This window comes from Pedobacter paludisoli, assembly GCF_052344095.1.
GTDB lineage: Bacteria > Bacteroidota > Bacteroidia > Sphingobacteriales > Sphingobacteriaceae > Pedobacter.
The window spans coordinates 4,222,305-4,248,208 of record NZ_CP179926.1; the positions used below are offsets into that span (position 1 = coordinate 4,222,305).

Genomic DNA, 25,904 nt, shown 5'->3' on the forward strand with positions numbered 1-25,904 from the left:
AGAAAGTAAATTATGAAAGGAGCATCATTAGTTTTTTGGATAGTATGTGCAATACCGCTTATCGGTATGTTGTATTACCTCATTCGAAAAGATAAAAATAAATTCAAAGGCAGTATAGGTGTATTAATTTTAGGCGCGTTATTAATCGCTGCGCTTTTGGTAATTGTATATGTTACCAAAGATTTTAATGCCGTTTTTAGCTCAGGTGACTAATCATTCATTTCGTCTACACAGCATCTTATAAAAAATCCCATCAAAATATTAATTTTTTGATGGGATTTCCTTTTAACTGCGGTATGGTAAGATTTATTTTTCTTCTAGCATATCGCTTGTAATTTCTGCTTTAATTTTTGTTTCAAGCTCTTCGGCAAGTTCAGGATTGTCGTTTAAGAGTTGTTTTACAGCATCTCTTCCTTGTCCTAATTTGGTATCGCCATAAGAGAACCATGAACCTGCTTTTTTGATGATTCCAAAATCTACCCCTAAGTCGATAATTTCTCCATTTTTAGAAATACCTTCTCCAAACATGACATCAAACTCGGCAATTCGGAAAGGAGGAGCAACTTTATTTTTTACGATTTTAACTTTCACGCGATTACCCGATACTTCGTCAGAATCTTTAATTTGTGAAGTACGGCGGATATCTAAACGCACCGAGGCATAAAATTTTAAGGCATTACCACCTGTTGTGGTTTCAGGGTTACCGAACATTACACCAATTTTATCACGTAATTGGTTAATGAAAATACAGCAACATCCCGTTTTTGAGATGGTTCCAGTTAGTTTACGCAATGCCTGACTCATCAAGCGAGCATGTAAACCCATTTTACTGTCGCCCATTTCGCCTTCAATTTCACTTTTAGGAACTAAAGCTGCTACGGAGTCAATTACCAATACATCAATAGCGCCTGAGCGAATTAAATTATCGGCAATTTCCAATGCTTGTTCACCATTGTCGGGTTGAGAGATGAGTAAATTATCGGTGTCTACACCTAATTTTTTAGCGTAAAATTGATCGAAAGCATGTTCCGCATCAATAAAAGCTGCAATACCACCTTTTTTCTGTGCTTCAGCAATAATGTGTGTAGCCAAAGTTGTTTTACCCGATGATTCAGGGCCATAAATTTCAATGATACGCCCTTTCGGGATACCACCAATACCCAATGCGATGTCTAAACCGATAGAACCTGTAGAAATGAACTCAATGGGTTCAACAGCAGTATCGCCAAGTTTCATTATGGTTCCTTTTCCATAAGACTTTTCTAACTTATCTAAGGTTAGTTGCAGGGCTTTTAATTTATCTGGATTTGCAGTACTCATCTTTATTTATTTTGATAATCGTAAATATAATTGTTTATCGGCTATAATGCCCAAATGTTTAAAACTAGTAATTCTTTTTGCTAAAATATTTAGCTAAATTAATTGTTTTTTAGCTAATGTCAATAGTAAAATAATTTTTTTTTAAGAATGTGCCTTTTCGGAGCTCTGTGCGCTGTTTTTTACTTTGCTTTGTCGCTCAAAATAACGGCACATGTGAGTGATATCGCATTGATCGCATTTCGGGCTTCGCGCTAAACATACGTATCGGCCATGCAAAATGAGCCAATGATGCGCAATGTGAATATCGTGTTCTGGTAAGTTCTTTACTAAATCTTTTTCTACGGCCAAGGGTGTTTTTCCGTTCGTTAATCCTAAACGGTTGGCTACGCGAAACACATGGGTATCAACAGCCATGGCCGGTGCATTGTAAATAACCGAAGCAATTACGTTAGCGGTTTTGCGTCCAACACCAGGCATCTTTTGTAAATCGTCGATGTTAGAAGGTACTACATCATTAAATTCGTTTAGCAATATATTGGCCATGCCTACCAAATGTTTCGCTTTATTGTTGGGGTAACTAATGCTTTTAATGTAATCAAAAACAATGTCAGACGTAACTTCAGACAAAGCCTTTGCATTCGGAAAACGTTGAAAAAGAGCCGGGGTAACCATGTTTACACGCTTATCGGTACATTGTGCAGATAGAATGACCGCAACTAAAAGTTGATAGGGGTTGTTGTAATGTAATTCGGTTTCAGCATCGGGCTGTTTAGCCGAAAAGTGTTCTACAAAGCGTTTGTAACGTTCTTTTTTAAGCATGGGCAAATATATGTAATTGAGGGCACAGGAATTTTATTCACTCAGTTTTTTTGGTGATTAAAGTTTCTTTTGCGCTAGACAGAAAATGCAGGTTGCTAATGAAAGGACGTGGCCGTTATTTTAACTTCTTCCTTAACACCTTGATTATTTTTTATCAACCAAAAGGCAAATAATGAACCTACTAATGCCATAGCAGCACCAACGTATGCAGGCGAAGTAAAATCGTAACCATACACCAAAGGTAATCCACCAAAGAAAGCACCTAAAGCATTCCCAATGTTAAAACTTGCTTGACTGGCAGAAGCGGCTAACATTTCTGAACCTTTAGCCGTTTGAATCATCAGCATTTGGATAGGTGCAGCTAATGCAAATGAAATGGCGCCGGTGATGAAAGTCATGATTAGCGATAACGATTGATTTGCTGAAGTAAAGTGAACAATTACTAAGGTACTTGCCATTATGACTAAAAGTGCGGCTGAAGTTTTGGCTGGAGAAAATTTATCGGCCAAAATGCCACCTGAGAAATTTCCGGCCATCATACCTAAACCGGCTAGCATTAAAATGTAGGTTACAGCGTTGGGACTGAAGCCTGCTACTTCTGTCATCAAAGGAGCAATGTAGCTGTACCAGGTAAATAATCCACCCGTACCAATCGAAATCATCAAAATGATAATCCATGCATCCAGCTTTTTAAAGAAGCTCAGTTCTGCTTTTAAATCACGGTTTTTAGCAGCGTCTAAAGCTGGTAACCATACTTTTAAACTAAGTAGTGTAACTAAACCAACCAATACCACTACGGCAAATGAAATGCGCCATGAAAAATTATGTCCAATAAATGTTCCAAGCGGTACGCCGATAATGTTGGCAATGGTAAGTCCCATAAACATCATGGAAACAGCTTGTGCTTCTTTCCCTTTTTCGGCTATACGACTAGCTACTACCGAGCCTACACCAAAAAAAGCACCATGTGGTAAGCCGGATAATAAACGAGCAATAAACAAGGTGTTAAAAGTAGGAGCAAAGGCTGAAAATGCATTGAAAGCAGTAAACATCACCATTAAGGCTATTAGAATTTTTTTGGGCGGATATTTTCCTGCAATCATTACCAATAGGGGAGCGCCAATTACAACGCCTAATGCATAGGCTGAAATTAAATGACCAGCTTTTGGAATACTCACGGATAAGTCTTTTGCGATATCAGGCAATAAACCCATCATTACAAATTCAGTAATTCCGATGCCTAAACCGCCTAATGTTAATGGTAGTAAGTGTTTTTTCATGGGTGCTTAGTGTTAAAAATACACTATGCAAAGATAAAGCTTTTTTGTAGGAGAAATGTAATTTGAAAGCTAAGTTACTTTAATTGTCGTGTAGGATTGGGGAATTTTGGGGTACAAAAAAAGCTGCTTGGATGGCAAGCAGCTTCTTCTTTGTGATAAAAATTTACAGGGACCTGCTGTGTGTTAAAATCCGTGCGATGGTTTCATCTTGCGGGTCTTTTGCTAATTCATCCAATTGCCCTTTAATTCCGTCGTAGAATGAGGCAATCTCCAAATCCCTTTCAGCGTCAGCGAATGACTGATGCACTATTGTTCCGGATAAATTTGCATTGTGTTTTGATGTAGAGGTTTTTGTCATAAGCAACGAAAGTTTTTTATAAACTTAACGATTGCCCATATGTTTTATTTTAATCGCCTACATCTTTTTTGTAACAATTATGTTATCCTTTAAAAGTTATTTCTTTTGTTTTAAGCATTTTACGCAGATTGGATAATGCATACCGCATTCTACCCAGGGCCGTGTTGATGCTGACGTCGGTTAATTCTGCAATTTCCTTAAAACTTAAGTCGGCGTAATGACGCATTAAAAGCACTTCTTTTTGTTCATCAGGCAATAAATGAATCATGGCTTTTAAATCGGTGTGACTTTGTTCGCGCAACATTTTGTCTTCTGCACTTTCATCGTAAAAGTGTAGGGTATTAAATACATCTAATCCTTCCGAGTTGGTAATGATAGGGGTTCGTTTTTCTCTTCTGAAATGGTCAATTACCAAATTATGGGCAATTCTCATTACCCAGGGTAAAAACTTTCCCTCTTCGTTGTATCGCCCGGTGCGTACCGTATTAATTACCTTAATAAAGGTATCTTGAAATATATCCTCGGCTAAATATTGGTCTTTAACCAATAAATATATAGAGGTATATATTTTGCTTTTGTGGCGACGTAAAAGTTCTTGCAATCCGCTTTCATCTCCGGCAATGTATATCACTACCAGATCCTGATCATTATATGATTGTAAATTCATAGGTGTACTTAACACTAATCCCGTACTATTTGCTAAAAATTAATTTGTAGAGGTTTAATTTCTATAGCTGCTCTCCTATGTTTATGAGTCCTTGTTAGTTTGGTTTGTGAGGGCGTGATTATTCAAAGAAAGTGTTTTTTTATCAAAAAACAAAAATTTGAATATTAAAAAACAAATTAACCGTCACAGTACCTTATTTTTGTCTGCTATTAAAATAATCCTTTCGATGTAGAAGGGAATTATTTATAGTCTGATTATCTATGAGCAAAAAAGAGGCCGAAAAAGATCCGCACAAAAATATTATTATAAAAGGTGCCCGCGTACACAATTTGAAAAATATAGATGTTGCCATTCCTAAAAATAAATTGGTAGTTGTAACGGGCATGTCGGGCTCGGGAAAATCTTCGCTTGCTTTTGATACCCTGTATGCCGAAGGTCAGCGCAGATACGTGGAAAGTTTATCGGCCTATGCCCGTCAGTTTATGGGGCGTATGAACAAGCCTGATGTAGATTATATCAAAGGAATTGCACCGGCAATTGCTATCGAACAGAAGGTTATTACCTCCAATCCTCGCTCTACTGTTGGCACGAGCACGGAGATTTATGATTACTTAAAATTACTTTTCTCGCGTATCGGGAAAACGATTTCACCTATTTCGGGCCAAGTAGTAAAAAAAGATACTGTTAGCACGGTGGTTGATTATGTCCAAAAAATGGAAGATGATACTACGGTTACCATTTTTTGTCCGCTTTTTCCACATAACAACAGAACCATCAAAGAAGAACTCGCGGTTTTATTACAAAAAGGCTTTTTAAGAGTTTTAATCAACAATAAAATTGAAAAAATTGAATCCATTTTAGATGATACCGATTTTGTTGATGTAGAACTCACAGATGAAAAAACAGTTCAAATATTAATTGACCGTATTGTTACCAATCAGGAGGAAGAAACTTTAAACCGTTTAGCAGACTCTGTACAAACGGCATTTTTTGAAGGGAAAGGCGATTGCTATGTGGAAGCCAATAAGAAGACCAAGCATTTTAGCGATCGTTTTGAATTGGATGGAATTAAGTTTGAAGAACCTACGCCAAATTTCTTCTCGTTTAATAATCCGTATGGTGCTTGTAAGCGCTGCGAAGGATATGGCAGTGTGATCGGTATTGATGAAGACTTGGTGGTTCCGGATAAAAGTAAAAGTGTTTACGACAATGCGATTGCACCTTGGCGCGGCGAAAAAATGGGCGTTTGGTTACAAAATTTTATCAAGGCTTCGTCGAAATTTGATTTCCCCATTCATCGTCCTTTTAATCAATTAACTGAGGCAGAACAAAAAGTATTGTGGACCGGCAATCAATATTTTGCTGGATTAGATGATTTTTTTAAAGAATTAGAAGAACAAACCTATAAAATTCAATACCGGGTCATGTTATCGCGCTACCGCGGAAAAACAAAATGCCCAGATTGTAAAGGCTCGCGCTTACGTAAAGATGCTTCCTATGTTAAAATAGCAGATAAATCGATTATTGATGTTGTGTTAATGCCTCTGTCGATAGCACTTCCATTTTTCGATGAATTAACGTTAAGTCCCAACGATGCGAAAATTGCCAAACGTTTGTTGGCCGAAATTAGCAACCGGTTTTTGTATTTAAACAACGTTGGTTTGGGTTATTTAACCTTAAATCGTTTATCTAATACGTTGTCAGGAGGAGAATCACAACGCATTAATTTGGCTACTTCTTTGGGAAGTAGTTTGGTTGGTTCTGTGTATGTATTGGATGAGCCAAGTATTGGTTTGCATCCACGCGATACCAATAAATTGATTGAAGTATTGCTCTCGTTGCGAAATGTGGGAAATACGGTATTGGTTGTGGAGCACGAAGAAGAGATGATGCGTGCTGCCGACCACATTATTGATATTGGTCCCGAAGCAGGTACCAATGGCGGTAATTTGGTTTTCAGTGGCAATTTTGAAGAAATTCTAAAAGATAAAAATAGTTTGACAGGTCGGTATTTGGCCGGTGTTGAACACATAGCGATTCCAGAGCATCGCAGAAAATGGAAAGACCACATTCTGATTAAAGGTGCTCGAGAGAATAACTTGAAAAATATTGATGTAAAGTTTCCTTTAGGTGTTTTTACCGCGGTTAGTGGCGTGTCAGGCTCAGGGAAAACGAGTTTAGTGAAGAAGATTTTATACCCGGCGCTGCAAAAGGCGATTGGGAATTATTCTGGCGAACAAACAGGTATTTACGATGGTATTTTTGGTAATTATGATTCAGTGTCGGGGGTTGAGCTGGTGGATCAAAATCCAATCGGTCGATCAAGCCGGTCAAATCCGGTTACCTATGTGAAAGCTTGGGACGATATTCGAGCCTTATTTTCATCGCAGGCAGCAGCAAAAGCGGCGGGTTTAAAGCCTGCAGCATTTTCGTTTAATGTAGAAGGTGGTCGCTGTGATGTTTGTCAAGGCGAAGGTGAAGTGAAAATTGAGATGCAGTTTATGGCCGATATTTATCTGCCTTGTGATGCTTGTGGCGGACAACGCTTTAAGCAACAGGTTCTGGATATTACCTACAAAGAAAAAAATGTTTCTCAAATTTTAGACATGACCATTGATGAGGCGGTTGATTTCTTTAAAGATGAGCCTAAAATTTTAAATAAACTGAACCCATTGGTTGATGTTGGTTTGGGTTATGTGCATTTGGGACAATCGTCGAATACCCTATCAGGCGGCGAGGCGCAAAGAATTAAATTAGCTTCATTCCTGATTAAAGGAAACAATGCGCAAAAAACGGTGTTTATTTTTGACGAACCTACTACCGGATTGCATTTTCATGATATTAAAAAATTATTGAAAGCACTGAATACCTTAATTGAGCAAGGCAATACCATTTTGGTGATTGAACATAATATGGATATGATTAAATGTGCCGATTGGGTAATTGATATTGGTCCAGAAGGCGGCGATGGGGGTGGAACATTGGTGTTCGAAGGATTGCCTGAAGAGTTGGCAAAGCAACCTGATTCATATACCGGAAAATATTTAGCTGCACATTTGAATTTAAATCGATAATTTTGGCGATGCTATTTTTGACGTTTCTATTAGGTCTATCCTTAAACGCCATGGGATACATTCCTCCAGGCAACATAAATTTAACGGTCGCTCAACGTACTATCAATAGAGGTATGCGTCAAGCTTGGTATTTTATCCTCTCTTTTTCATGCGTAGAAGTATTTTTTACGTTTGGGATGATGCGCTTTGCGCGTTGGGCCATGAGTGATATTAATCCGAATGAAGCAGTAAGCGAAGTGCGACTAGGCACTTTGGTTGATGCTTTTATGATTGTTATGTTTATCGTAATGGGAACTTTTACTTGGATTAATCGGAAGAAAGTGCCTAAAACGAAAGATGAAAGCAATGATAAACGCAGTGGAAGTGTTTTTTATGGCTTAATTTTGGGCGTTTTAAATCCTGTTCAAATTCCTTTTTGGTTGTTTTTTGGAAACTATGTTATTTTACATCAGTGGATTGAAACGAATTACCTATCATTGGTAGTTTTTAGCATTGGATCGGGTTTTGGCTCTGCTTTAGCCTTGTATGGTTACGCCCATTTTGCCCGGTATATTCAAGAAAAGTTTGCACTCAGTAGCCTATTAATTAATAAATCGATTGCTATTTTCTTATTTGTTTTGGCAGCTTATTTAATTACGAAGCAAAGTTTGATTTTATGCCATTTAAAATAAAATAGTTTATTCCTTCACCAATAGTCTAATGCTGCTGGTGAAGGTCGTATGTTAGTTTTTTGAATCGAGTAGTCCCAATCAAACTAGAGGTACTAGGTGAACGTGAGCTTGAACCTATCATTAAACCAATCGATTGCGAGCTGGTCTGTTAACAACAATCGTTATCTTTTAATTAGTATACCATTATGTGGGTTTCCCCTAACCTGCAAAAAAAAGTTCCTTGTCATCATTCGAGCAGAAAAGTTGAAAATCACCATCAAATATTTCCTAGTAACCGGAGTTCGACAATTTTTCATCTGTCTTGACGCTTGTTAAAGTGTTGATTTTCAATATAATGAAGGTAGGTAATACCCTTGTTTCGAGAAGATTTTTTCCTAAATAGTAGGAGTTCGGAAATTGTATTTTTAATAATTAATATGTATTTGAGTTGTTGTCATCCCTCTGCCTCCTTCAAAGGGGACACCGACAAAACGCCTAGGATGTGTACGTTTTCAGTTTGGACGCTGGCTATTTCCCCCTTTGAAGGGGCAGGGGGATGATTTTTTAGTACATTCTCGAAAGGCAATTTCATAGACATTCGAAAATTTTATTGTAACTAACAATCGAGTTCAAGTTAGTACTATCCCTATCTTTTAGTAGCTTACTTTTTCAAAAAATCGAGATGCCAAATCTTCTCGGCCTTACGGCCAATAAGCCAAAAGGAGGCTGCTAATACTGCAAAGAACAATGCTTTGTGCCAGCTATCCCAAAAATACTCGAAATAGCGGGTGTAGAGATTTATAAGCAGAAAAGTAATACCAAATTCGCGGGCAATTGCATCGTGGTATTTTAAGCCAAATAGCATGCTGCCAACACATACCAAGGCCGAAAAGATAGCCCAGTAAAAGAGATGAAGCTGTCGAACAGCATACCATTCTGTTAAGCTGGCAAAATTGCCAAAAATAGACAGAAGCCAAAGTGATACAAATAGGTAAATCATACCAGCGAGGTACGTAACAGGGAAAAATAGTTCCACTTTCTTTATTCGTTTCATGATACATGAAGCGGCGGTTAAGGTAGCTCCAAATAGCACAAAACGTAGGGGGTAATTCATTCCTAAGAAATAATAATTCCAACGACTTAGATAACCGGTTTCGGTGCCAAACCACGCACCTAAAGAGATTACCGCGAATGTCCAAATTAAACGCGAACGGTATATGTAGCCAACAGTGGCATAAACCATTACTGCGAGTAAAATAAGGATAGAGAAATTGCCTGTGCTGCTGCCTAAAGCTTTCCCGAAATAGGCAATTCCATTGGCGGTAAATAAGATGGCGGCTAATACAATTGCTTCGTTGCTAAAGGTAAACTGCGGTAGTTTCTTTTTCCGACGGAAACCAATAATGTAAAGCCATGCTGCTATACCAGCCGAGATTAAAGAAATAATGCTATTAGGGGTGTCGTATAAGCGTTGTAAATAGTTTAGAATAGATTTATCAATTAAAAGTGCGCCTAGTGCAATAAAACCACAGCCTAAGGCAATCCAAAAGGCATATTGGGCTAAGCGTAACCAATCAAAATTTTTGGTTTCATAACTTTTACGCAGTTTGGTTGCTGTTTCGGCATTTATTAAACCGTCGGTTTCCCATTGATCAAGCATATCATCTAAAAACTCACTTTTTTCTCTGTCTATTTTCATGCTTAGCGATAGGCGTTTATTTCTTTTTACGATTTCAACGTTCTGTTAAAAAGGAAGATACAATATTTATACCATATTTTTTTGCGCGTTACCGGTTGCTAATCAATTTTGAGGTAGTTGAAGCATAGGTTGTTGGTTTATAGATTGTTATTTCCTGTTTGCAGCTATCTTTGCTCCTGCAGCTACAGTATTTCTTTAATACGTTTATTATTTCCTACTATCCAAATTACATCGCCCGTGTCGAAAACAAAATCGGAAGATGGATTGAGGATTTTTGCTTCTCCGCGTTCAATACCAACAATTAAGGCTTGTGCTTTTTCGCGAATTCCTGCATTGCGGATGCTTAAACCGTAAATGGGAGAATCGGCATGCACTTTAATTTGTTGTAAATTCATTTCTTTACTTGGGAAATTATTTTCCTGTTCAGTCGCAGGGGTTTCAACTTGTAAGAGCGCTTTCACATCGGCCAGTTGATCGTCGGTACCAATCAAGAGTAGATTGTCATAAGGGAAAAGCCTTTCTTCGCGGCCAGGAGTTGGAATGGCTTTATGTCCGCGTTCAATCATGGCAATGTTTACACCATATTTTTCACGCATCATTAATTCGGATAAGGTTTTTCCGATGACTTCCGATTCCGGATCAACTTTTATCTCTGTTAAGTGCGTGTCCCAGGGTAAAATGGCGGGTTTTTGCATCTCTCTTGCGTTCAAATTGTAGATAAATCTATGCTCGAGTTTAGAATAAAATGAATGCAGTTTGCGCGAGAAAATGAACATCCCTAAAAAAACGATTACGAAGACAATTACGCCAGCAATCCAGGTGTTAAAAAAGGTAAACAGCAATGCGCCGACAAAAAATAAGCCCAAAGTTACCCGGAAAATTTCAATGGCAATTAAAGGTCCGCGAGTATACGTTTTGTTTAACCAAAGATGCGAATACGCCGTTTTTTGGATACGTTGAAGCGATAAAGCCCATAAAAAAGGAGCCATCAGAATAAATGAAATGGTTAAAGAAATGCTTTTAGAAAGAATGCTACTGGCAAAATTTTGCTCAATAAAGGGTTGCACAACTTGATAGGCGATAAACAAAATAGCAATAATAATAACCGAATGGATGATGGTGTTCATGATGTACGCCCGTAAAAGTATTTTCCAATCGCTTTTGGTAGTAATACCCTCTGTACTGGAGCTATAGCGTTCGATTCCATCGAGCCATTTTTTAGGTAAGGTTTTGTTTAAAAACTGATAAAAGGGTTCAGCAAGTTTAATTAAATACGGACTTGCAAAGGTGGTAATGGCTGAGGTGGCCACGGCAATGGGATACAGGAATTCGCTGGTAACTTTTAAGCTTAGACCTAGCGAGGCGATGATAAATGAAAATTCACCTATTTGCGCCAAACTCATCCCAGTTTGTACCGAGGTTTTTAACGGTTGACCAGAAAGTAAGGCGCCTAAAACAGTACTAATAATCTTTCCAAAAATAATCACGAAGGTGATTATTAAGATCGGATATAGGTATTTGCTCAACATAACTGGGTTAATCAGCATACCTACCGACACAAAAAATACGGCAGCAAATAAATCCTTTACCGATTTTGTTAAGTGTTCAATACGTTCAGCTTCGGTAGTTTCTGCTAAAATGGATCCCATAATAAAAGCGCCTAGCGCGGGTGAAAAGCCTACTTTATCGGCCAATAATACCATGGTTAAACATAAAGCGAGTGAAACGACTAACATGGTTTCGTCGTTCATAAATTTTTTAAAAGCTTTTAAAAAGGTCGGAACTAAAAAGATGCCCCCTAAAAACCATAAAACAAGGAAAAAACCCAATTTTAAAATGGATAGTAACATTTCGGTACCTGCCGATTGCTGACTAACGGCTAGGGTTGAAAAAAGCACCAAAAGTAAAATGGCCACTAAATCTTCAACAATTAAAATCCCAAATACAAGGCCTGCAAATTTCTTATGTTTTAAGCCGAGTTCCTCAAAAGCTTTAATGGTGATCATGGTAGATGAAATGGATAGGATTCCTCCTAAAAAAAGGCTATCCATATCTTTCCAACCCATTAATTTTCCGGTGCCATAGCCTGCTAAAATCAAACAAACAACTTTAATAATGGCCGTTATAGAGGCCGATCCACCCACTTTTACGAGTTTCTTAAAACTAAATTCTAAGCCCAAACTAAAGAGAAGAAAGATTACGCCAATTTCGCCCCAAATTTGGATGCTTTGTGTATCGGTTACCGTAGGGAAATAATCTAAATGTTGCCCAACCAAAAGTCCGGCAAGGATGTATCCTAAAACAAGCGGTTGTTTAATTTTTTTAAATATGAGGGTAGTAATTCCTGCTGCGGCGAGAATTAATCCTAAATCGGCTATTAAATTGGGTAAATGCATGTAAAATTCGCTTGCTTTTAGATAGAAATTGATTGTTTAGCTTAAAAAGCGTTAAACAGGACTTGTATTTGTAACCAGTATGTGTTCACAATAAAAAAGTCCCATTGCCGTAAATATAACGAAAATGAGACTTTTTTTAAAGGCCGAGCAGTAAACTATAGCCGATTAAAGGCTATCAAAATAGACCAAACTGGCTTCTTTATCTTTTTGCAATTGCAAGGTAAGTGCTTCTAATCCGGTGAATTTAACGTCTTCGCGTAAAAATGTTAAGAAATTCATTTGAATATCTTGCCCATAAATTTCTTGATTAAAATCAAAAATATTTACTTCAATATTACGTGTCATTCCGTTTATGGTTGGGCGTTGTCCGATGTAGGCCATTCCTTTGTAAGTTACGATCTGGGTGTTACTGGTTACTTGTTGTGCATTAGGAGTTGCGGGTTGCAAACCCTCCTTTTCCAGTCTTTCGCTTTCATCTTTTACCTTTAAGCTTTCGGCCTCTAACTCAACAGTTACAGCATAAATACCATCGCCCGGAATTAGTTTATAGGTTTCTTCCACAAAGATGTTGGCCGTTGGGAAACCAATGGTTCGGCCAATTTTGTCGCCTTTAATTACGCGACCGAAAATAGAGAAAGGATAGCCTAAGTAATCGGCAGCAAGGCTAACATCACCAGAAAGTAAAGAGGCTCGTATTTTCGTTGAGCTGACAGCCACATCGTGAATGTCTTGTTCCATAATTTCTTCTACGCTAAAACCATACTGTATGCCTGCGGCTTTTAAATCGGTTAAATTTCCTGCACGGTCTTTCCCGAAACGATGATCGTAGCCGATGATGATGTGTTTGGTGCCAATGGTGTTGACCAAGATATTTTTGATATAATCCTCAGGGCTTTGGTTTGAGAAATCGCGCGTGAATGGTGTGATAATTAAGTGATCAACACCCAATGATTGTAGGATTCTCGCTTTCTCATTGATCGTGTTAATCATTTTTAGATGCTGATTTTCAGGATCAATAATCATCCGCGGATGCGGGAAAAAAGTAAGAATAACACTTTCTCCGCCATCGGCTTTTGCCTTCGCTACCAGTTGTTTTATAATTTTTTGATGGCCAAAATGTACACCATCAAAAGTGCCAATGGTTACAATGGCGTTGTCGAGTTTCTTAAAATCTGAAAGATGATGGTATATTTTCAAGGTATTGACTGATAAAATATTAATGTAAAGTATTGTTGCGTTTTACTACGCCTCCTTTTAAATCGGCAATTTGCTGTTGAATGACAAAAGCTTCGCTATCAATTTGTCTAATCATGGTTTGCAATTTGCTCATTTCGAGTTTTGTAACCACCGTATATAAAATATCGATGTCTTTGTGTTCTCCGTACCCGCCTTCGCCCTTATAAACGGTAACACCGCGTTTCATATCGTTGATAATAAACGCGCGTATTTCATCTTTCTTGTCTGAGATGATAGTTACGCCAGTATATTGTTCTAATCCATTTACAATAAAATCGATGGTATTAGAGGCCGATAAATAGGTTAGGATGGCATACAAAGCGGTTTCGATATTTAAAAAGTAGGCAGCAAAACCAAAAATAACGATGTTTAGGATGAGGATAATATTTCCAACGGTTAAAACACTGTTTCTGCTAATATATAGTGCCAGTACTTCGGTGCCATCAATTACACAACCACCTCGCATGGCTAAGCCAATTCCTCCGCCTAAAAAGAAACCACCAAAAAATGCAATCAATAGTTTGTCGTGCGTAATTGGTTTAAAAGGCAGCACCATCAACGCTACAGATAACAGCAGAATAGCAATGGCTGTTTTAATGGCAAATCCTTTTCCAATTTGTTTAAAGCCTAAAAGTACGAATGGAATGTTGATGAGGACAATTAAATAAGAAAGTTTCCATCCTGTTAAGGTGCTAACAAGTAGGGAGATACCTGTAACCCCACCGTCTATAAAATGGCTAGGCATTAAGAAGCTTTTTAATCCAAAACAAGCAGAGGTAATACCTGCCGCAATTAAAAAGGTTTCTTTTAAAAAACGAGAAGGGTCACTTTTCAGGTGATTCATATTTCGCTTTGTGCTTTTGCTTCTTCTTTCTTGCTACGAATATAATTAACAAGTTCTAAAACCTCAAACGCATCTTTAAGCAAAAAGTTTCCGCTGCGGGTTCGTGTTAGTTTAGATAAGTAGGCGCCGTTGTTTAAATGTTTGCCAAAGTCTGAAATTAGGGAACGGATGTACGTGCCTTTACTACACACGATTCTAAAATCAATTTCGGGAAGTTCGATGCGGGTAATTTCAAATTCGTTAACCGTTACATGGCGTTTACGGAGCTCAACTTCTTCGCCTAATCGTGCTTTTACGTATAAACGTTCTCCATTTACTTTTACGGCTGAATGTGCCGGAGGATACTGTTCGATATCGCCAATAAAAGGTTTACAAGCTTCGTAAATTGCTTCTGAGGTAATGCCTTGTATATCGAAGGTTTGATCTACCTCCGTCTCTAAATCGAAAGAAGGGGTGGTGGCACCTAAAATCATCGTACCTGTGTACTCTTTTTCTTCGGCTTGAAAAGTGTCTATTTGTTTGGTTAATTTACCGGTGCAAATAATTAAAAGACCCGTAGCCAGCGGATCTAACGTTCCGGCATGACCTACTTTTAATTTTAAGGGCTTTAGCGAGTTGCGGATTTTTCCTACTACATCAAAAGAAGTCCAGGTTAAGGGCTTATTGATTAATAATAATTCGCCTTCGGCAAAATTGAAGTCTCTAAATTTTGTATTTTCTGTACTCAAACTCTTTTTTCCGCAAAGATACGGATTAAATAATTTGTAGGTTGTGTCCGGCTAATAATAAAACAATTATGATTAGGCCAACAGCAATTCTGTACCAGCCAAAAACTTTAAAGCCGTGTTTATTTAAGAATCCAATAAAACTTTTAATGGCCAATAAAGCGACAATAAAAGCAACAATGTTACCGACAATTAAAAGGTTTGTTTGCTCGTGTGTAATGGTATGTCCTTCTTTATAAAAGTCGTATAGTTTTTTTGCGGTGGCTGCAAACATGGTTGGTACCGCCAGAAAGAACGAAAATTCAGCGGCTACTTTTCTGCTCAATTTTTGGCTCATACCACCCACAATAGTAGCGCCCGAACGCGATACACCCGGAATCATGGCAATACACTGAAAGAATCCTATTTTCAAAGCCGTGAGGTAATTAACCTCTTCTTCTTCGTTAATGGTTGGCTTGTTAAACCATTTATCTACAAATAATAAAATAATACCACCTACCAGAAGGGATATACCAACGGCTAATGGGCTTTCTAAAAGCTGATCAATTTTTTTGCTTAGCAAAAGACCAAAAATAGCGGCCGGAATAAACGCAACCAAAAGTTTGATGTAAAAGTGTATCGTTTTAAAGAATCGTTTAAAATATAGCACAACTACCGAGAGGATAGCTCCAAGCTGAATGGCAACAGTGAAAAGTTTCACAAAGGGATCGCTGGCAATTCCCATTAAAGAAGAGCCAATAATCATGTGTCCTGTGCTTGATACAGGTAAAAACTCCGTTAATCCTTCAATAATGGCCAGAACAAGTGCTTGAAAATAATTCATGAGTAGGGTGTATGCGTAAACGTCTTTAAAGTAAATCGGCTTTTAGAGGTTGCTAAAAGCCGATGAAAGAGATGTTTTTTACTTCTTTAAAATGGCATAAATGCCAAATACGAAGCCAAATAATACCGTTAATGGAGCAATTAAGGTGCGTCTTGAATCGTAAATATCGCCCTCTTTACCCATCATTAAAATAAAACCAATCACCACAATGGCCATGCTAATTAATAATAATTGGTAATTTTTTTTTGTGAAAACCAATTCACTTTTTTCTTCCTTCGTAACAGGAGCTGTTTTTTTTGTTTCCATTATCTATATAAATGATAAGATTTTAAACGTAAATATTTGGTAACAGCAAAATAGGTGCTAATACCGGTAATAAACATGCCGATAGCTACCAGACTTAAAAATACCAAGGTAAATTCTTTGGCATTGTTTAAGATGATGATTTCGGGTACTTCTTTTCGTGCGTACATCAATGTAGCCAGCAAAATAATAATTGAAATAAATGCTGCAATTAAACCGTGTAAAAAGGCGTACATTAAGAAAGGACGTCTGATAAAGTTTTTTGTTGCACCAACCAATTGCATACTTTTAATTAAAAAGCGTTGCGAATAAATAGCTAGACGTATGGTGTTGTTAATCAGTGCAATGGAGATTAACAATAAAATAGAAGCAAAGGCCAAAATAATTAAACCTATGGTTCGAATGTTTTTATTAACCATATCAATTAAAGAGCTTTGATACACTACTTCTTTCACAACAGGATTTTGCGAAATGGTTGCTTTCAAAGCATCAATACTTTTGGTATTGGCATAATCAGCTTTTAAATAAATATCAAATGTTGATGTTAAAGGGTTGTATCCTAGGAAATTAACAAAATCTTCTCCTAAATCCTGCGTTAAATTTCTTGCAGCGAGCTCTTTGTTTACGTATTGCGTTTGCTTAACCGCGGGGTTACTATTCAACTCTTTTTGAAAGGCCAAAATATCCGTTTCTTTCGCGCCCTCATCTACAATAATGTTTAAAACAATGTTTTCCTTAACGTAGTTGGATAAATTTTTGGCATGTACAAGTATTAAGCCCAGTAGCCCCAACATGAGAAGGACCAAGGCAATGCTAAATATAGTTGATATATAGATTGTTTTGGTTTTCTTAGAGGCGTCACTTACTTCGAATTCTTCCATGTATTTCGATTTTGTTTTTGCGAAAATATAAATTATACCCGATATACTCCAATTAATGGCGGTATTTAATGCAATTAACATGCATGCATTCGCACATGTTTGGAAATAAATTTCGAAACTGAATTTTGGTAATTCTTAAAAAACGGTACGAAATTTGGTTTGGAGGCGTTACATTATAAAATCATAAAAAATTGCTATGAAAAAACACCTCGCTGTAATCAGCTTATTTTTATTAACTGCTATCTCAATGGTGTCTTGTAAAAAGGATACCGAATCATTAAAGGCCCGTATGATTGGAAAATGGTCGTTAAGTAAAATAGAGGTGACAGGCTACACGGATCCTTTAAAAAATGGCACTTTTACCTACGGGCAAAGTGATCAGTACATGGATTTCAAAGGGAATGTGGATGATCAAGTAGAGCTAAGTTTGTCTACAACCAATCGGACAATTGGAACGTACATTAGTACTGGAGAGCAATTTGTAATGAGTTTTCCAAACGAAGGCGATTCGTATTGTACGGTAAACAATTTAACTGCTAATCAATTTCAGTTTACCGCTAAAATTGATAAAAGTAACGTGGTTAAAGTTTACTATTTAACCAAATAATTCAAGAAATTCTAAACATTCAAAAAAAACGCGTAGCTATTTTTAAAAGCTACGCGTTTTTTTATTAGTCGGTTAGACTGGTTATGTCTAAAACTGGTTTCGGGTAATTTTTAGCTTTTATTTCTTTTCGGCATTCATCCGCCATACTTTGGGTCATGCTAAACTGATAGGTGCCGTACGATTTTATTTCAAAAGTGTCTGGATTAAAGAAACCATAGGCATCGAAAAAGTCGGTTAAATCTAGTTTGCTTATTTCACAGGCAGTTTTAACAAAGTTTAGCTGGTACACCGCTGGATTTCGCTCTGGTTTTTCTTTTAGTTTAGCAAAATTATCCGCCTGTTTTCTAAATGCTTCAAAAAGGTCGGGATAAAAATCTGGGTTCTTGCCAGCTTTTTCGAAATACAATTGTAATTGCCAGAAGGGAACCAGCATTTCAAAATTACCCCCTGCTTTTAAATAACTAATTTTTTTATCGATCGATTTTTGCTTTTCTAATTGATAATGATTGCCTTTAAGCAGACGCGATTGTCCTCCCAATGATCGTGTAACGTACATGGCAAAAATATTGTTACTTACTTCGGCTAATCCACCCCAGTTAAAATAAGGTCTTAATTGATGCACATGGCCTACTTCGTGGCAGAAGCCCCAGGCAGCATCGCCCGATTTTACTTGTTTCGGATCAAGCACCTTACCCAAAGCATACCCCGCTGTTCCGCCCATGTAGGCTACACCATCTTGGTCTCTAAACATGTAGTAATTGTAATTTACACGTGCTAAAATCCTATTATTGGGCACTTCGTTGTACTTTATTAAACCCATTATTCGGTATTGACGGTATACCAAGGTATCGTAGCTGTCTAATAATTCAATTCCTTTATTGTAAGCATATTTTTTTAAGTCAGCTTTTGGATATACTGTTTGAATGTGTTTTCCGCGAGCATCCAACATGGGGTAAACAGCGTTGTCCAATAAAGCATTCCAGTCTTCATTTTTTTGTTTCCCAGCATCGAAATAGCCATTTATTTTGCCGCTGATAAAATGGATACGCAGTTTGTTTTCTTTTTCAGGCGTTTCAGAATAATAGTCGATATAGGCCAGCCCATCAAAATCTTGCACATCGATTACATTGATACCATTTTTTAAGGGATACTTTACTTTTTTGATACCCCAACCATTTGGATCTTTGTTTGGAATAACTCCTTCTGCTGGGCGTCTGTTCCAGTTGGGTATCACTAAATTAATGGTTTTATTATCGGCCATATTTTCAACCAAAACCACGTGTTTGCCCAAAGGAAGATAAATTCCCGTCATGTTTTCGTACTGACTGTAACCATTACCAATGGATAATTTCTTGCCTAGGCTTTCAGGAGATAAATAGGCATTGTAATCCGCTAAGCGATACTTGAAATCATATTTTTTTGCAAACATTTCAAGCGCGGCCTCTCTAATTTCGTTATTTTCAATTTTCTCAATCGCAGCCTTTTTAACATTTTTCTTCAGTTGGGTGGCTAACTTATCGTTGAATATTGATAAGTCTTTTTGCAAAGAACTTAAATCGGGGGCATTTTGAGCCTTCACATTTTTCCCTACGAAAAAAAGGAAAGGAAGAAGCAGAATTAGGTGTTTCATTTTTTATTAGTAAGTGTGTAATAAGGAATTTTTGTTCGAATATAGGGAAACAGGAATATGCATGATAGCGCGAAACCATGTGTTTTTGAAAGAAAGCAACCATCAAACGTTTGTCCATTTTGTTTGTTACAAAACCAGCTGATGCGGCTAATGCTTATTTGCATTCGTTTTTAAAGGAGTTGGCTTTTTTGCGGATAAAGAGATTTACAAATCGGTTTTAAAACCTTAGTTTTGTGTGCAATTTTATATTTAGAGCAAATTCAATGGATTACCAATTTAAAGAGATAGAACAAAAGTGGCAAAAGTTTTGGGCCGATAATAAAACATTTAAAGCCGAAACGGATTCTGCTAAACCCAAATATTATGTTTTAGATATGTTTCCTTATCCTTCGGGAGCGGGTTTACATGTTGGTCATCCGCTGGGTTATATTGCCTCGGATATTTTTGCACGTTACAAACGTTTAAAAGGCTTTAATGTATTGCATCCCATGGGATACGATTCATTTGGTTTACCTGCTGAGCAATATGCCATTCAAACAGGACAACATCCGGCAATTACAACGGAAGCGAACATTGCAACTTATCGCCGTCAATTAGACCAAATTGGTTTTTCTTTTGATTGGAGTAAAGAAGTACGCACCAGTGAACCATCATACTATAAATGGACCCAATGGATATTCATGCAGTTATTTAATTCGTGGTATAACATCGAAAACGATAAAGCAGAAGATATTTCAACCTTGATTGAAAAATTTAATAGTGCGGGCACAGCCGATGTAAAAGCAGCTTGTGATGAGGATGTAAAAGCGTTCTTACCAAGCGATTGGGCAACGTTTACAGAAGAAGAAAAACAAGCCGAATTATTAAAATATCGATTAACCTATTTACGAGAAAGTACCGTAAACTGGTGCCCTCAATTAGGAACCGTTTTAGCGAATGATGAAGTAAAAGACGGATTTTCGGAGCGTGGCGGTTTTCCGGTTGAGCAAAAGAAAATGATGCAATGGAGCATGCGTATAACGGCCTATGCCGATCGCTTGTTGCAAGGTTTAGATACCATCGATTGGCCAGAACCTATTAAAGAAATGCAACGCAATTGGATTGGCAAAAGTGTGGGCGCATCGGTGAAGTTTCAGGTAGAAGGTAGCGATAAACAAATTGAAGTTTTTACCACGCGTGTAGATACCATTTTTGGTGTTTCGTATTTGGTGTTGGCTCCTGAACATGAATGGGTGGCTGAATTAACTACGGATGCACAAAAACAAGATATCGCAAATTACATTGCGCAAACCAAAAAGAAATCGGAATTAGACCGCATTGCGGATACTAAAACGGTTTCGGGTGCTTTTACTGGAACCTATGTGCTAAATCCGGTAAGCGGAGAGCGTGTTCAATTGTGGATTGCGGATTATGTGTTGGCTGGTTATGGAACTGGTGCTGTAATGGGCGTTCCAAGTGGCGATCAACGCGATTGGTTGTTTGCGACGCATTTTAATTTGCCAATTGTACAAATTTTAGATGCACAAAAGGAAATTGATGTTCAAGCCGATCCAACGAAAGAAGGAACCTATATCAATTCTGGTTTCATCAACGGAATGACATATAAGGAAGCCGTTTCCTTTTTAAATAATTGGTTAGAGGAAAAAGGTTTTGGAAAAGCGAAAGTTAATTTCCGCCAACGCGATGCTATTTTTGGTCGTCAGCGTTATTGGGGTGAGCCTATTCCTGTATATTTTAAAGATGGATTACCGTATTTGGTACAAGAGGAGGAATTACCTTTAATTTTGCCGGAAATTGATAAATATTTGCCAACCGAAACCGGAGAGCCTCCATTGGCTAGAGCGGAAGATTGGACGCCAGAAGATGGTGATCATTACGAATTAAGCACCATGCCAGGTTGGGCTGGAAGTAGCTGGTACTGGTATCGCTATATGGATGCCAACAATGATGATAACTTTGCATCGCCTGAAGCAATTGATTACTGGAAAGCAGTTGATTTGTACATTGGTGGCTCAGAGCACGCCACCGGTCACTTGCTTTACAGTCGTTTCTGGAACAAATTCTTAAAAGATTTGGGCTATACCAAAGAAGAAGAACCTTTCAAAAAGTTGATTAACCAAGGGATGATTCAAGGTAGGAGTAATTTTGTTTATCGCGTAAATAACGAAGATGGCAAACCAACCAATACCTTTGTTTCGGCTGGACTAAGAAAAGAATATAAAACATCGGCATTACACGTAGATATTAACATTGTAGAGAACGATACCTTAGATTTAGCGAAGTTTAGAGCGTGGCGTGAAGAATATGCCAATGCTGAATTTGTTTTAGAAGCTGGAAAATACATTTGTGGCGTGGAGGTTGAGAAAATGTCGAAATCGAAATTCAACGTGGTTAATCCCGATGATTTGATTGAGCGTTATGGAGCCGATACTTTGCGTATGTACGAAATGTTTTTAGGTCCCCTAGAGCAAAGCAAACCTTGGAATACCAATGGAATTGAAGGCGTGTTTAAATTCTTACGTAAATTTTGGCGTCTGTTCCACAATGAAGAAAGTGCTTTCCATGTAAACGATACAGTTCCAACAAAAGCTGAATTAAAATCGCTGCATAAAATTATTAAAAAGGTACAAGATGATATCGAGCGTTTCTCGTTCAATACATCTGTATCGAGCTTTATGATTGCCGTGAATGAACTAACGGATTTGAAATGCAAAAACCGTCAGGTTTTAGAAGATTTAGTGATTATTTTATCGCCGTATGCACCGCATATTTGCGAGGAGCTTTGGACCTTATTAGGAAATGAGGCTGGAAGCTTGTCGTATGCGCAATTCCCAATCTTTAAACCGGAATATTTAGTGGAAGATGAATTTGCCTATCCAGTATCTATCAATGGTAAAATGAAAATGAACTTAAACTTAAGCTTAACATTGACGCAGCCAGAAGTGGAAAGTATTTTATTGGCTGATGAGAATTTCCAAAAGTTTTTAGATGGAAAAGAGCCTAAGAAGATTATTTTCGTTAAAGGGAAAATTATAAACGTAGTAGTTTAAACTATGTCAATCCTCACAGGTTTTCAAAACCTGTGAGGATTTTTTTGTACTAACACAACTAGGATTTCATTCCCGTGACTAAAGTCGGAACGGTAATGAAAATGGTTGACAATGTGTTTTAGCGTTTTTCATTTTACACCCTACACCTTCAATCTTTTTTAATCTCTTTTTCTTCTGTTTCCGCCAAATTTACGGTTGTTGCTGGCATTTCTTGGTTTGCCACTCATGTTGCCATCGCCGTTTTTTTTGCCTCCTCGGCCTCCGCCTTTCGAAGGAGCTTGCGGTTTGCGTTTTACCTGGTTTTTGGCAAGCATGTTTTCCCAGCTCAGTGGAAAAGGATGGTCTTCAACAATAGGAAGCGTCATTTTAATCAACTTCTGAATATCGAGTAAATACTCATTTTCTTCTGCATCGCAAAACGAAATAGCATTTCCATCCGCGCCCGCACGTCCGGTACGACCAATTCGGTGCACATAACTTTCAGGAATGTTGGGTAATTCGTAGTTAATCACATGCGATAATTGTTCAATATCAATTCCTCGAGCGGCAATATCAGTAGCCACTAAAATGCGAATATTTTTCTCTTTAAAATCGGTTAATGCTCTTTGACGGGCATTTTGCGATTTATTACCATGAATAGCCGCCGCCTTAATTCCAGCATGCCCTAAATCGCGTGCAATACGATCGGCTCCGTGCTTGGTTCGGGTAAATACAATTGCCGTTTCGATGGTTTTATCCTGCAAAAGATGAATTAAAAGCTTTTTCTTTTCACTTTTATCTACAAAATAAACCGATTGGTTGATGGTTTCAGCGGTTGATGAAACAGGAGTAACCTCTACTTTCGTTGGATTTGATAAAATAGTATTGGCTAATTTTTGGATTTCATCCGGCATGGTTGCCGAGAAAAACAAGGTTTGGCGCATCGCCGGTAATTTCGCAACCACTCGTTTTACATCGTGAATAAAGCCCATGTCTAACATACGATCGGCTTCATCTAAGACAAATAATTCAATGCTGTTTAACGAAATAAAACCTTGGTTCATTAAATCTAATAAACGACCAGGCGTAGCCACTAAAATATCTACCCCTTTTTTTAAGGCTTCTACTTGTGAAAACTGATTGACACCTCCAAAAATAACCAAATGACGTAAGTTTAAATTGCTGCCATAAGCTTTAAAACTTTCGTCAATTTGAATGGCCAATTCGCGTGTAGGTGTTAATACCAAGGCTTTTATGTTTTTGTTTGCTTTGGTGTTTAAGTGTTTTTGATGCAATAATTGCAGCATGGGAATGGCAAATGCTGCCGTTTTTCCGGTGCCGGTTTGTGCACAACCCAATAAATCTTTCCCAGCTAAAATAGTTGGAATAGATTGCTCCTGAATAGGAGTGGGGTTTGTATAACCTTCTTTTTCGAGCGCTTTAAGTATAGGCTCAACGAGGTTTAATTCTTTGAATAACATGTATTTTTTGTATAAAATGTGTTGAAGAAGCTAGAACAATCATTTTGCTGAAGGACTAACTTGCGGAGAGAATATGTTGCATTGAACAACAAGCCCTTATTCCTGCTTCGCTGCAAAGATAGTGGAATTAATTGGTATTTGGCTAGTGAGTGTTTGATAAGTTTGTAATCTGTAAAGGCTTGCCTCCTGTTTTCTAAAAAAAAATCATCCCCTTCCTACACGAGCAGAAAGGGGATGATGGTTTTAAATGATGGAAATTTATTCAGTCTTTAGTAGATTGTTATCTGTTTTTTGGTGGATATCTTTTAATATAGTTAATGTATGTAACAGCATTTTCTACCCATGAATTAATAAGCGATCTTCCGTCATTTCTTGTACAAAATGACTCAACGGTTTCTATAACGTACTCTTTACGTATGCGAGGATTAGGAGGTACATAGCCATCTGCCCCAGCATTGATTAACTTATATTCTTCGTAATACGAAAGCACTAAATGTCCTTGTTCTACATACCCGAACTTATCAAAGCCTCCTCCTCCTGCACTATTTGATCCGGAACCAATAGTTTGGCTTAAGCCAATGGGTAATTTGCCCAGTTGTATGACTTGGTTATAGCTTTGCAATTCCTGTTGGCGGACGGCATAAAAAACAATTTTAGTATCAATATTGTTGGGATAAAAGTCTAAAAAACCAATTAATTTATTATTTCTTAATGCGAGGTATTTGAAGCCCCCAGTCCCTAAATTGTAGTAATTGATAATATTCGCTCCGTTTTTGTAGGATACAATATTGGGTGTTACATAATATATGGGTAGATAGGTAAAGGTAATGGTATTTAAGTCGTTTTCCGTGTAGATCTGCATCTTCGCCAATCGCTCTTTAAATAGATTAGATTCAAGCCATTTTGAAAGGAGTGTTTTTGCTTCTGGCAAACGTGCCTTTGCCTCTTTAATGCTGGCAATATATTGTGGATGCGATAAATCGTTTGGTTTAACCATATCCTTCACAAAATACGGCCTTAGGGCTTGGATGTCTTCATTTTTTGGGTTGAAATTATCTGGATAAGCTTTATTAAAGTTAAGCTCCTTTTTTCGTGTTATAATGGTGTCAATTGATTTGCCGTTGCCTTTAATGGTCGTGGTTTGTGTTTGACTGTAGCTTTTACTTATTGGTAGTAAAAGCACAAGGATAGTTACTATTAGGGTAATTATTTTCATCGAATTTTAATTTTTGTATAGCATACAGGTAGATGGTTTTATTTTAAGTCAAATACTTGTTATTTAGGGTTGTAGATTTATATTACAGGGGCAATCAACAATTGATAAAATTAATTAAATGAAAAGTTTTCCTTCCAGCTCAAATTGGAAGAAAAACTTTTCTGGGATAGGTAAACATATTACTTGGTATACTCTATGTCAATAATTGGAGATTCAAAGCCAACAATATAGCCGGTAGTTTCAGTTTGGTCTTTTGAAGAAGCAAGTAACCACATTTTTAATTTATATTTTCCGGTTAATAGATCAATGCTCGGTTTAAGTGATTTTTGGAGCATTTCGTCTTTACTTTTCACTAGTTTGATGCTTTTTATTGTTAGATTAATTTTTAAAGTGCCATATGCAGGAATATTAATATATTCTTGAGCTTTGATATTATATCTTTGTTTTTCGCCATTAATATAAACTGAACCAGGAATTACCGATTGCGAGCGGAGTTTCCAATTAACCTCAGAACGGCGTCTGTTAATTTGAAATCCAGCTTCGTTAGGGATAGCAAGATCAAGCCCGTTTTCATTGTATAAGGCAACAGTCAACTCTTCAGCTATATTTTTAATTAAAATAGCCGAAGAAGAATAATTTCTTAAGATCAGTTCAAAATTAATCCCCTTCTCACCCGATTGCTTTGAATCAACAAGCGCACTAATTGAAATCTTATTTTTATTGTTATTTTTGGTGTTTGCAGAAATGTTAAACTTTATTTCATTGGGTGATTGTGCTTTAAGTAAAGAAACGCAAAGAAAAGTAAATAAAAATATTAGAGAAGTGTATAAATTAATTTTTTTCATGGTTAAAGGTTTTAAAAGATG

At 37.4% G+C, this 25,904-nt stretch carries 22 protein-coding genes; 5 read left to right on the forward strand and 17 right to left on the reverse strand.

The annotated features are described in order from the left end of the window. Positions 1-12 precede the first annotated feature (12 nt). On the forward strand, positions 13-213 hold the full coding sequence (locus ACJVDK_RS17390; protein ID WP_443937931.1) for a hypothetical protein: 201 nt from the start codon (positions 13-15) through the stop codon (positions 211-213). Between the two features lie 93 nt (positions 214-306). Here ACJVDK_RS17390 and recA read toward each other — a convergent pair whose 3' ends face one another. The 5 genes from recA to ACJVDK_RS17415 form a co-directional block, all read right to left on the reverse strand. Continuing rightward, positions 307-1,320, reverse strand: coding sequence for a recombinase RecA (gene recA / locus ACJVDK_RS17395; protein WP_443937932.1), 1,014 nt, complete (start codon positions 1,318-1,320; stop codon positions 307-309). 141 nt (positions 1,321-1,461) lie between these two features. Then, positions 1,462-2,139 carry an endonuclease III gene (gene nth, locus ACJVDK_RS17400; RefSeq protein WP_443937933.1) on the reverse strand — a complete coding sequence of 226 codons (678 nt, stop codon included), beginning with the start codon at positions 2,137-2,139 and terminating at the stop codon, positions 1,462-1,464. A 95-nt stretch (positions 2,140-2,234) separates the two neighbouring features. Then, a complete protein-coding gene (locus ACJVDK_RS17405; protein WP_443937934.1) occupies positions 2,235-3,419 on the reverse strand; it encodes an MFS transporter in 1,185 nt (394 codons plus the stop codon). 163 nt (positions 3,420-3,582) lie between these two features. Further along, positions 3,583-3,777 (reverse strand): hypothetical protein, encoded by a 195-nt coding sequence (locus ACJVDK_RS17410; RefSeq protein WP_443937935.1) that lies wholly within the window; start codon positions 3,775-3,777, stop codon positions 3,583-3,585. A gap of 82 nt (positions 3,778-3,859) precedes the next feature. Continuing rightward, positions 3,860-4,444, reverse strand: a complete 585-nt coding sequence (locus ACJVDK_RS17415; RefSeq protein ID WP_443937936.1) for an RNA polymerase sigma factor — start codon at positions 4,442-4,444, stop codon at positions 3,860-3,862. 260 nt (positions 4,445-4,704) lie between these two features. Here ACJVDK_RS17415 and uvrA point away from each other — a divergent pair, with 260 nt between their 5' ends. Beyond that, the gene (gene uvrA, locus ACJVDK_RS17420; protein WP_443937937.1) at positions 4,705-7,518 is read left to right on the forward strand and encodes an excinuclease ABC subunit UvrA; all 2,814 of its coding nucleotides are present in this window, start codon (positions 4,705-4,707) and stop codon (positions 7,516-7,518) included. A 50-nt stretch (positions 7,519-7,568) separates the two neighbouring features. Continuing rightward, entirely contained in the window at positions 7,569-8,189 is a 621-nt protein-coding gene (locus tag ACJVDK_RS17425) for a LysE family transporter (RefSeq protein WP_443937938.1), read from the forward strand. Positions 8,190-8,829: 640 nt separating this feature from the next. On the opposite strand, the gene ACJVDK_RS17430 is transcribed toward ACJVDK_RS17425, so the two are convergent. The 8 genes from ACJVDK_RS17430 to ACJVDK_RS17465 all read right to left on the reverse strand — a co-directional run bounded on the left by ACJVDK_RS17430 (position 8,830) and on the right by ACJVDK_RS17465 (position 17,075). Then, on the reverse strand, positions 8,830-9,867 hold the full coding sequence (locus ACJVDK_RS17430; RefSeq protein WP_443937939.1) for a DUF2157 domain-containing protein: 1,038 nt from the start codon (positions 9,865-9,867) through the stop codon (positions 8,830-8,832). A gap of 182 nt (positions 9,868-10,049) precedes the next feature. After that, entirely contained in the window at positions 10,050-12,263 is a 2,214-nt protein-coding gene (locus ACJVDK_RS17435) for a cation:proton antiporter domain-containing protein (RefSeq protein WP_443937940.1), read from the reverse strand. Positions 12,264-12,428: 165 nt separating this feature from the next. Further along, positions 12,429-13,460: a bifunctional riboflavin kinase/FAD synthetase gene (locus tag ACJVDK_RS17440; RefSeq protein WP_443937941.1), complete on the reverse strand. Its 1,032-nt coding sequence runs from the start codon at positions 13,458-13,460 to the stop codon at positions 12,429-12,431. Between the two features lie 19 nt (positions 13,461-13,479). After that, the gene (locus tag ACJVDK_RS17445) at positions 13,480-14,343 is read right to left on the reverse strand and encodes a YitT family protein (protein ID WP_443937942.1); all 864 of its coding nucleotides are present in this window, start codon (positions 14,341-14,343) and stop codon (positions 13,480-13,482) included. Then, positions 14,340-15,071: a tRNA pseudouridine(55) synthase TruB gene (gene truB, locus ACJVDK_RS17450; RefSeq protein ID WP_443937943.1), complete on the reverse strand. Its 732-nt coding sequence runs from the start codon at positions 15,069-15,071 to the stop codon at positions 14,340-14,342. The genes ACJVDK_RS17445 and truB overlap by 4 nt, the downstream gene beginning before the upstream one ends. Positions 15,072-15,096: 25 nt before the next feature. Continuing rightward, on the reverse strand, positions 15,097-15,891 hold the full coding sequence (locus ACJVDK_RS17455; protein ID WP_443937944.1) for an undecaprenyl-diphosphate phosphatase: 795 nt from the start codon (positions 15,889-15,891) through the stop codon (positions 15,097-15,099). Between the two features lie 78 nt (positions 15,892-15,969). Further along, a complete protein-coding gene (locus tag ACJVDK_RS17460; protein WP_443937945.1) occupies positions 15,970-16,197 on the reverse strand; it encodes a DUF3098 domain-containing protein in 228 nt (75 codons plus the stop codon). After that, entirely contained in the window at positions 16,197-17,075 is an 879-nt protein-coding gene (locus ACJVDK_RS17465; RefSeq protein WP_443937946.1) for a cell division protein FtsX, read from the reverse strand. The genes ACJVDK_RS17460 and ACJVDK_RS17465 overlap by 1 nt, the downstream gene beginning before the upstream one ends. A 196-nt stretch (positions 17,076-17,271) precedes the next feature. Here ACJVDK_RS17465 and ACJVDK_RS17470 point away from each other — a divergent pair, with 196 nt between their 5' ends. Further along, complete coding sequence (locus ACJVDK_RS17470; protein WP_443937947.1) at positions 17,272-17,682, forward strand: hypothetical protein; 411 nt, start codon at positions 17,272-17,274, stop codon at positions 17,680-17,682. Between the two features lie 64 nt (positions 17,683-17,746). On the opposite strand, the gene ACJVDK_RS17475 is transcribed toward ACJVDK_RS17470, so the two are convergent. After that, positions 17,747-19,312, reverse strand: a complete 1,566-nt coding sequence (locus ACJVDK_RS17475; RefSeq protein WP_443937948.1) for a M60 family metallopeptidase — start codon at positions 19,310-19,312, stop codon at positions 17,747-17,749. A 263-nt stretch (positions 19,313-19,575) separates the two neighbouring features. On the opposite strand from ACJVDK_RS17475, the gene leuS reads away from it, so the two are divergent. Then, positions 19,576-22,362 (forward strand): leucine--tRNA ligase, encoded by a 2,787-nt coding sequence (leuS, locus tag ACJVDK_RS17480; protein WP_443937949.1) that lies wholly within the window; start codon positions 19,576-19,578, stop codon positions 22,360-22,362. Positions 22,363-22,520: 158 nt separating this feature from the next. On the opposite strand, the gene ACJVDK_RS17485 is transcribed toward leuS, so the two are convergent. The 3 genes from ACJVDK_RS17485 to ACJVDK_RS17495 form a co-directional block, all read right to left on the reverse strand. Further along, positions 22,521-23,822 (reverse strand): DEAD/DEAH box helicase, encoded by a 1,302-nt coding sequence (locus ACJVDK_RS17485; protein WP_443937950.1) that lies wholly within the window; start codon positions 23,820-23,822, stop codon positions 22,521-22,523. Between the two features lie 280 nt (positions 23,823-24,102). After that, positions 24,103-25,038, reverse strand: coding sequence for a hypothetical protein (locus ACJVDK_RS17490; protein ID WP_443937951.1), 936 nt, complete (start codon positions 25,036-25,038; stop codon positions 24,103-24,105). Positions 25,039-25,217: 179 nt separating this feature from the next. Next, a complete protein-coding gene (locus ACJVDK_RS17495) occupies positions 25,218-25,883 on the reverse strand; it encodes a hypothetical protein (RefSeq protein WP_443937952.1) in 666 nt (221 codons plus the stop codon). Between the last annotated feature and the right edge of the window lie 21 nt (positions 25,884-25,904).